8 protein-coding genes are annotated in these 7,222 nt (G+C 68.9%); 2 read left to right on the top strand and 6 right to left on the bottom strand.

Annotated elements, in window-relative coordinates; genetic code table 11:
- Positions 1-270 (top strand): YXWGXW repeat-containing protein (locus tag H3O04_RS32575; RefSeq protein WP_202589257.1); only part of this gene is annotated, 270 nt, incomplete at its 5' end.
- Positions 271-520: 250 nt separating this feature from the next.
- On the opposite strand, the gene H3O04_RS32570 is transcribed toward H3O04_RS32575, so the two are convergent.
- Entirely contained in the window at positions 521-907 is a 387-nt protein-coding gene (locus H3O04_RS32570; RefSeq protein WP_011547401.1) for a winged helix-turn-helix transcriptional regulator, read from the bottom strand.
- A gap of 328 nt (positions 908-1,235) precedes the next feature.
- On the opposite strand from H3O04_RS32570, the gene H3O04_RS32565 reads away from it, so the two are divergent.
- Complete coding sequence (locus tag H3O04_RS32565; RefSeq protein WP_202589256.1) at positions 1,236-1,712, top strand: nuclear transport factor 2 family protein; 477 nt, start codon at positions 1,236-1,238, stop codon at positions 1,710-1,712.
- Between the two features lie 64 nt (positions 1,713-1,776).
- On the opposite strand, the gene H3O04_RS32560 is transcribed toward H3O04_RS32565, so the two are convergent.
- The 5 genes from H3O04_RS32560 to H3O04_RS32540 form a co-directional block, all read right to left on the bottom strand.
- Positions 1,777-2,388 carry a cysteine hydrolase family protein gene (locus H3O04_RS32560; RefSeq protein WP_202589255.1) on the bottom strand — a complete coding sequence of 204 codons (612 nt, stop codon included), beginning with the start codon at positions 2,386-2,388 and terminating at the stop codon, positions 1,777-1,779.
- A 177-nt stretch (positions 2,389-2,565) separates the two neighbouring features.
- Positions 2,566-3,816 (bottom strand): MFS transporter, encoded by a 1,251-nt coding sequence (locus H3O04_RS32555; protein WP_202589254.1) that lies wholly within the window; start codon positions 3,814-3,816, stop codon positions 2,566-2,568.
- A gap of 295 nt (positions 3,817-4,111) precedes the next feature.
- Positions 4,112-4,759, bottom strand: a complete 648-nt coding sequence (locus H3O04_RS32550) for a glutathione S-transferase family protein (RefSeq protein WP_202589253.1) — start codon at positions 4,757-4,759, stop codon at positions 4,112-4,114.
- A gap of 250 nt (positions 4,760-5,009) precedes the next feature.
- Positions 5,010-5,465 (bottom strand): MarR family winged helix-turn-helix transcriptional regulator, encoded by a 456-nt coding sequence (locus H3O04_RS32545; protein ID WP_077195093.1) that lies wholly within the window; start codon positions 5,463-5,465, stop codon positions 5,010-5,012.
- Positions 5,466-5,597: 132 nt separating this feature from the next.
- A complete protein-coding gene (locus H3O04_RS32540) occupies positions 5,598-7,106 on the bottom strand; it encodes an efflux transporter outer membrane subunit (RefSeq protein ID WP_202589252.1) in 1,509 nt (502 codons plus the stop codon).
- Positions 7,107-7,222: the final 116 nt, after the last annotated feature.

The raw sequence follows: 7,222 nt of genomic DNA, 5'->3' as shown, positions 1-7,222 counted from the left end.
AGGGCGGCCGGCCCGAACCATGCCCCCGGCCGGCCGCCCTATGCGGATCGGCCGCGCTTCGCGCCGCCGGCGGCACGCCACGACCGTCGCCCGCCACCACCACGGCCGCACGGCTATATATGGACGGACGGCTACTGGCGCTGGCAGCGCGGCCGCTATATATGGGTGTCCGGTCGCTGGGTCGCGCGGCGCCCCGGGCGCCGCTGGGTGCCCGGCTACTGGCGCCGCCAGGGGTCGGTCTGGATCTACGTCGACGGTTCGTGGCGGTAAGCAGCGGCCCGGCTTCGGCCAATGAAGCGTCCGAGCGGAACGGCGCGCGAGAACCGCCGCCGTCCGCGGCACGGAATCATGCGCTACGGCAGGGGCGCCCGGTCAACCTGTCGTCGGGCCGCCCATTTCGACGACATCCTTCGGATAACGAAGTCACGCGATGGCGATGCGAATGCATCCGGCCATGCTTCGACCCATCGCGCTCATCTGCCGCACATCGTCAGTCAGCGAACCGATGCGCGCGTCGCGCTCAGTGTCCGCCCTCTTCCAGCTCACGCGCCCGACGGCGTGCCGCGCAGATCGCGCGATGATGTTCGTCGGCCCACCGGATCATCGCCTGCATCGGCGTCAGGAACGAACGGCCAAGATCGGTCAACGCATATTCGACACGCGGCGGCACTTCGGCGAACAGCGTGCGACTGACGAAGCCGTCCTGTTCGAGCCGCTTCAGCGTGCGCGACAGCATCTGGTTCGATACATCGCCGATCGCGCGGCCGAGTTCGTTGAAGCGCATCGTTCCGCCCGCCAGCGCCTCGAGCACGAGCAGGCTCCACTGGTCGCCGATGCGGTCGAGCACATCGCGAATCGGGCACGGCTGATCGAGTTCGACGGATTCGTCGGCGGACGGAAGCGGCATGACGGGAGTCTCTTTCACGGGCGATGCACGGTCACCGCGGCGTGACCTGTTCACACCGCGGTGACTTCTTGTGACGGGTTCGCGGCAACTGTACCATTCGATCGGCCCGACAGCCGCCCCGGATTCGCCAGTTCAACGAAGCATGACGATGCCGCGCGCCTCGCCATCCCGGCACCTGCAACCTCACGGTCCGGTCGGCGAAACCTTCGTGCCGATACGACATGCATCCCGCGGCCAAGCCGTCATCGCCCGCGGGTCGTCGCGACTCGCGCAACACCCGATGGCGCTCGCGCATCCGTCCACAATCGTCAACCAAGGAAAACGCTACATGCCTTCGTTCCGCTCCCCCGTTCGCGCCGTTGCCGCGTTCGTCTTGCTGGCCGCATCGACGGCCGCGCTGGCCACCGACCCGGCCGCGCGCGACCTCGCCGCCGAGGAAGCCAACCGCCAGCTCGTGCTGACGTTCTACGACCGCTTCTTCAACCGGCACGAAGCGGTCGAGGCCGCCGCCGTCGTCGCGGACGACTACAAGCAGCACAACCCGCACGTGCCGGACGGCAAGCAGCCGTTCGTGTCGCACTTCGTCGGCGCGTTCCAGAAGAACCCGGCATCGCGCGCGCGCATCGTCCGCAGCGCGGCCGACGGCGACCTCGTCTACCTGCACGTGCATGCGACCGAGCGTCCGGGCGATCGCGGCGAAGCGGTGGTCGACATCTTCCGCGTGAAGGACGGCAAGATCGTCGAACACTGGGACGTGATCCAGCCGGTACCCGAAACGTCAGCGAACCGGAACACGATGTTCTGAAGCACGGCGCCCGCGCATCGGCCGGCCGCCGGGCTGGGCCGACCGACGCGCGAACCGGCCGCCGTCACACGACGCCGAGCGCCAGCACCTGCTCGGTCGTCAGCACGTCGCCGAACGTGTCCGACAGCGCGACCAGCGTCGCACGATGGAGGTCGCGGTGCGGCACCGTGCCGCCGTCCGCGACGTCGAGGTCGCGCGTGGCGCATGCATCGTCGACGACGATCACCGCATAGCCGAGCGGCACCGCATCGCGTGCCGCGCCGGCCACGCACGCATGCGTCATCAGGCCGGTGACGATCAGCGTGTCGATGCCGGCCGCCTTCAGCCGCGCATCGAGGTTCGTCGTCGGGAATACGCTCACCGACGTTTTCTGCACGACTGCGTGCTGCGGCGCCGGCTGCAGGTCCGAGTGAAAGCGGAAGCCGTCGCTGCCGTCGGCGAAGATCGGGCTGTCGGCCGTACCGACGTGCTGGACGTGAAACACCGGAATGCCCGCGCGGTCGGCGAACGCGATCACGCGCCGCGCATTGCCCAGTGCACGGGGCCCGTCCGGAATCGGCAGCCGGCCGCTGAAGTATTCGTTCTGGAAATCGATCACCAGCAGCGCGGTGCGGGCGGCGGCGATCGACGTCGGCGCGCTCGCGCCGGCCAGGGTACGGATGGTCGGATGTTGCATGGCATGCTCTCTTGGTTGGCACATTGAAGGAACGGCACGCCGGGCCTGCCGGCGCCGCCGCACGCAGCCCGGAACCTCTCCGGCCGCGACGCGCCAGTGTCGGGCCGCGCGGCGTGATGCGACAGCGGCGCGCGGGACAACGTCCGACAGGATCGGGCCAACGTGCGTGTGAGCCACCTACGACAACACGGCCGTTCGCGCGCCCGGCCGCGTGCGGCCGTACGCAGCCATCATCGCGAAACTGAGCAGGAAACCCGCGCCGCCGATCAGCAGCAAGCCGGTCTCGCCGAATACGGGCAGCAGGTTCGTCAGCGCGCCCGTCACGACCCACGCGACCGCCATCACCGAGCCCGCGACGCCGAGCGCCCAGCCCTGCCGATCGTCGCTGACGGCATCGGAAAACGCCGTATACATCGTCGTGTACGCCACCATGTCGAAGCAGCCGACGACCATCGCGAGCGCCCACAGCACCGGTTCGTGCGGGAACAGCGCGGACAGGATCTGGCCAAGCCCGGCCACCAGCAGGCCCGTCTTCGCGATATCGATCACGCGCCACACGCGCAGCATCAACCGTACGACGCACAGCAGGCCGAACACGAAGCAGAGGCCGATCACGCCGCTGAACAGTCCGAGCCGCGCGCTCGTATAGCCGAATTTCGCCTGCAACAGCAGCATGATGGTCTGCAGGTAGAGCCCGTAGCCGACCTGCATCAGGAAGAACACCACCGACAGGAACGCGACGTTGCGCTGGCGCGCGGCCTCCACGATGATCCGCAGCGGCAGCAGCGGATCGATACGCGTATCGCCGCGCGGCGCGGCGGAATCGCGATACGACGCCCAGGTCCAGCACGCGCAGATCAGCGACAGCGCGGCGACCAGTATGAACGGCGTGCCGTAGTCGAACAGCGGCGAGATCGTCCGGTCGGACGTGACGCCGCCGAGTACCGGGCCGACGATCACGCCCGCGCTGAACGCGAGCGACATGATGCTCATGTTGTACGCCTTCGTGTCGGGCGTGCTCAGATCGGTGATGGCCGCCTGCGCGATACCCTGGCAACCGGCCATCAGGCCGGTGAGCCCGCGGCCGGCCAGCAGCAGCGCGACGCTGGCATACCACGCGCCGGCCGCCATCATCGCGTAGCCGGCCGCGAGGCCGAGCACGCACAGCAGCAGAACGCGACGGCGGCCGTAGCGATCGGACAGCTCGCCCATCAGCGACGAACCGAAGAACATGCACAACGGGTAGATCCCGTAGCCGAGGCCGAGATAGAAATTGCGCGCGTGCGCGCCGGCGTCGGCCGGCAGGATGCCCGCGTGCGGGTCGCTGAAAATAGCGGACATCATCGGATAGACGAGCCCGAACCCCATCGCATCGAGCGCGATGGCGAGCAGGCAGGGGCCGAGCATTGTGTAGTCGAGCCGGGACATGGCGACCTTCCGGACAGAGTGGATGATCGCCCAAGCGTAATGATCGGGCCGCTGCCGCGGTAGGCCGGCGGCCGCGATGCTAAGCATCGGCTCTCCAGCTAGTCGTGCGTCTGTACAGCCCGGGATGGCGGCCATACGCCATATCGTCAGCGATTCACGGCCACGCCAAAGCGGATCGAGCGGCGCAAATATCGCGCATTCGAGATGCTTACGACGAAGGAGAACGATGTTTCCCGGCCGGCGGGCAGCGGGCGGCAAGCGCCCGCGCCATCCATGCGGCGCGGGCAATGCGATCTCAGTGCGCCGCCTCGGCCACTGGTGCGCGGCAGGCGATCAGGCCTCGTTGCACGGCCGGCCGCGCGGCGATCTCGGCAAGCCAGCGCTCGACGTGCGGGAAGCCGGCAACGTCGAGATCCAGCTCGCCCGCCGTGCGCAGCCACGGAAACGCGGCGATGTCGGCGATCGAATACCGCGACGACGCGAGATACGCCGATTCCGACAAGCGAGCGTTCACGACGCCGTAGAGCCGCAGCGCCTCCTTCCGGTAGCGGTCGATCGCTTCCGCGTTGCCCGTCTTCGATGCATGGAGGAACCACCACAACTGGCCGAGCATCGGCCCGATCCCGCCGATCTGGAAATGCAGCCATTGCTGGACCGCCGTGCGCTCGGCGAGCGTTTCAGGCTGCAGGCAACCCGTCTTCTCGGCGAGATAGCCGAGGATCGCGCCGGATTCGAATACGGCCAGCCCCGCATCGTGGTCGACGATGGCCGGGATCTTGCCGTTCGGATTGATCGCGAGATACGCCGGGCTGCGCTGCTCGCCGGCGGACAGGTTCACCCGCACGCGATCGTGCGCGAGCCCGGCCTCTTCCAGGTAGATCGCGATCTTGTGTCCGTTCGGCGTGTCGGCCGTATAGAACGTGAGGGAATGCGTCGAGGTCATGTCGGTCCTTGTCGTCGGGTTGTCGTTGCAACTACAATCGTTGCAATTGCAATCCTATGCCGGAACCGATGTCGCCGGCGACATGCCAGTACTCGGAGGAGGGACATGCAGACGGCGCGACCCGGGCCGCCCGTGCGGACACCCGATACCCGCCGCGCCGTGGCGGCCTGCCTCGAACGGCTGACGACGCGGCGGCTCGCGCCGCCGGGCGCGGCGGCGTCCCCGCTCGGCGCGCCGTGTGCCGGATACGTTACTTCGCGTCGGCTGCCGCGTCGCGCGCGGCAGCGGTCGCACGGTCAAGCGCGGTGATCATCACCGCCCGGTCCTTGCTGGTGAACTGGTCGAGAAATAGCTCGGCGACCGTCGACTGATACACCTTCCACATCTTTTTGCGCAGCGCCCGCCCCTTGTCGGTGATGCGCGCGAACGCGGCCCGGCCGTCGTCCACCGAACGCGTGCGCGTAACGAGCCCCTCCTGTTCGAGCCGGTCGACGAGCCGCGTCAGGTTGTAGCGCTCGATCGCGAGCACGTCGGCCAGTTCGTGCATGCGGCGCGTGCCGTCGGGGCCGCTTTCGAGCCCCCACAGGGCGTCGTACCACGCGTACGCGGGCAAGCCAGCCGCCGCGAGGCGACGCTCGATCTCGCGAATCATCGTCCGGTGCGCGCGGACGAACGAGAACCACAGATCGGGTTCGGTTGCGTTCATGTCGGGGCGTTCCTCTCGCTTGATTGCAGTTGCAATCAAATTCTACCGCGAGAACGATAGCCCTCTCGTGCGATCGCAATCGTCGCCTTCCCCGCCGCCCGCCGAGCGTGTCGTCGCGCCGCGCCGCTCGCGCTACTGCCCCGACCGAGCGAGCGGACCTGGCGTGCCCCGCTCCGTGCCCGACGGCCAGCCGCCCGCGAGCGCCTTGTACAGCGCGACCGTCGATGCGGCGCTGCGCATCCGCCCGTCGGCCGCCGCATCCTGTGCCTGCAGCAGCGTCCGCTGCGCGTCGAGCACTTCGTAGTAGTCGATCGCACCGGCCAAGAAACGCGCCTGCGCGAGCTGCGCCGCGCGTGCACTATCGTCGGCCGCCCGCACGAGGTGCGCGGTCTCGTCACGCGTGCGGGCGACACGCAGCAGCGCGTTCTCGGTTTCCTCCAGCGCGCCGAGCACGGTCTGCCGATACTGTGCAAGCTGGCCGGCCGCTTCCGCGTCGCTCGCGGCGATCCGCGCACGCACGCGGCCGACGTCAAGGAACGACCAGTCGATGCCGAGCGCGATCAGGTTGGTATCGCTGCCCGCACGGAAAAAACCGTAGCTGCTCGTCGCGCTACCGAGCAGCCCCGACAGCGTGAAGCGCGGGAACAGGTCGGCGGTCGCGACGCCGACGCGCGCGGTCGCCGCATGCAGCCGCGCCTCGGCGGCCGCGACATCGGGACGGCGGCGCAGCAGGTCGCCCGGCGTGCCGGGATCGATGTCGGCCGCGAGCGCCGGCAGCGGCACCGGCGTGCCCGTCGCGGCCGTCTTCGGCAGGTCGAACCGGCCGATCAACGCATCCGGCGTCTGCCCGGTCAGCACCGCCAGCCGATGCTCGTCGACACCGATCGCGGCTTCGTACACGGCGATCCGCGACGTCGTCGATTCGTACTGGGCACGCGCTCGCGCTGCATCCAGTTCGGAGCCTCGCCCCGCGCCGACGCGCGCATTGATCAGCGCGAGCGTCTGCTTCTGGTTGTCGGCGTTCTCGCGAGCGATCCGCAACCGCTCCTGCGAGCCGCGCAGATCGACGTACGTGCTGGCGACCTCCCCCACGATCGCGACGCGCACCGCACGCACGTCGGCCGCGCTGGCCGCCGTTTCCGCACGCTGCGACTCGATCGAGCGGCGCACGCGGCCAAACAGGTCGAGCTCCCACGCGGCATTGATGCCGACATTGGACGTCGGCGTATCGCGCTGGCTGCGCGGCGCGCCGAACGCCTGGTCCTTGCTCATCAGCTGATGGCCGATCTGGCCGCTCGCGGTGATCGTCGGATAGCGGTCGAACGTGGCCTGCGACAGCAGCGCATTCGACGCGTCGTAGCGCGATACGGCGACCTGCAAGTCCTGGTTCGCGGCGAGCGCTGCGTCGATCAACCGTGTCAGCGTCGGATCGCCGAACCCGTGCCAGAAGGCGGCATCGGCGTCGGGCGACGTATCGCTCGGTGTATCGGCCGGCGCTGCGTCACGCTGCGTGGCCGGACGAGCATCGCGCGCGAACCGCGCGGCCGTGGCGGTATCGGGCCGTTTGAAATCCGGGCCGACCGCACATGCGGCGAGCGTCACCGACATCGCGAGCGCGGAAAGACGGAAAGCGGCGCTCATCGGTTTTCTCCTTCGAGGGTGCCGTGCTGTTCGCTCCAGACGGCCGGCGTGCCGCCCGCGAGCTTGCGGATCGCCACATAGAACACGGGCGTCAGGAACAGCCCGAACAGCGTGAC

It is taken from the genome of Burkholderia sp. KCJ3K979 (assembly GCF_016759955.1).
Classification (GTDB): Bacteria; Pseudomonadota; Gammaproteobacteria; order Burkholderiales; family Burkholderiaceae; genus Burkholderia; species Burkholderia orbicola.
This window is presented reverse-complemented; position numbering and strand designations above follow the sequence as displayed.

Coding starts and splice junctions, on each gene's coding strand:
- H3O04_RS32540 (WP_202589252.1), bottom strand. CDS start 7,106: ATGAGCGCCGCTTTCCGTCTTTCCGCGCTCGCGATGTCGGTGACGCTC.
- H3O04_RS32570 (WP_011547401.1), bottom strand. CDS start 907: ATGCCGCTTCCGTCCGCCGACGAATCCGTCGAACTCGATCAGCCGTGC.
- H3O04_RS32555 (WP_202589254.1), bottom strand. CDS start 3,816: ATGTCCCGGCTCGACTACACAATGCTCGGCCCCTGCCTGCTCGCCATC.
- H3O04_RS32545 (WP_077195093.1), bottom strand. CDS start 5,465: ATGAACGCAACCGAACCCGATCTGTGGTTCTCGTTCGTCCGCGCGCAC.
- H3O04_RS32565 (WP_202589256.1), top strand. CDS start 1,236: ATGCCTTCGTTCCGCTCCCCCGTTCGCGCCGTTGCCGCGTTCGTCTTG.
- H3O04_RS32550 (WP_202589253.1), bottom strand. CDS start 4,759: ATGACCTCGACGCATTCCCTCACGTTCTATACGGCCGACACGCCGAAC.
- H3O04_RS32560 (WP_202589255.1), bottom strand. CDS start 2,388: ATGCAACATCCGACCATCCGTACCCTGGCCGGCGCGAGCGCGCCGACG.